General features: G+C 59.4%; 1 protein-coding gene. It reads left to right on the forward strand.

Annotated features, from left to right (window positions below):
• The coding region (locus HMPREF2894_RS09330; protein ID WP_246827000.1) for an RHS repeat-associated core domain-containing protein at nt 1-515 on the forward strand (515 nt) is incomplete at both ends.

The raw sequence follows: 515 nt of genomic DNA on the forward strand, positions 1-515 counted from the left end.
CGTGTGCTTGCTGCCGGTGGTGCGCCTGCTGGGGTACCTGAGTTTGGTGTGCCCTCAACCGGTGCTGGTGTTGGTTCTGCGGCTGGTTTTGATGCTTCGGTGATGCACCCGTTGGTGTGGGATGAGAATTCGTTTGTTCCGCGTGTGCTGGGTGTGGGTGGTTCGTCGATGCCTTCTGTGGGTTCACTGGTTCCTGGTGCTGGTTCTGGTGCCGGTTTGCTGGATCCGTATGGTTGGGATTCTTTGGGTGTTGCTGCCCCTGCTGTGCCGTCTGCTCAGGGCGCTTCTGCTACTGGTGGTGCGCCTGTGTTGCCGGATTCGCTGGTTGGTGTTTCTGCGGCTTCGGGTGTGGTGCTGGGTTCTTCTGGTTTTGAGGTGTTGGGTGCCCGCGTGGTGGATTCGCGTGTGGGCCGTTTTACGGCGCCTGATCCTTTGGTTGCGCCTGTGGGTGCTGGTTGGGGTGCTGATCCGTTCTCGTTGGTTGGTGGTAATCCGGTTTCTTTGGTGGATCCGTG

The organism is Rothia sp. HMSC066G02 (genome assembly GCF_001813145.1).
GTDB lineage: Bacteria > Actinomycetota > Actinomycetes > Actinomycetales > Micrococcaceae > Rothia.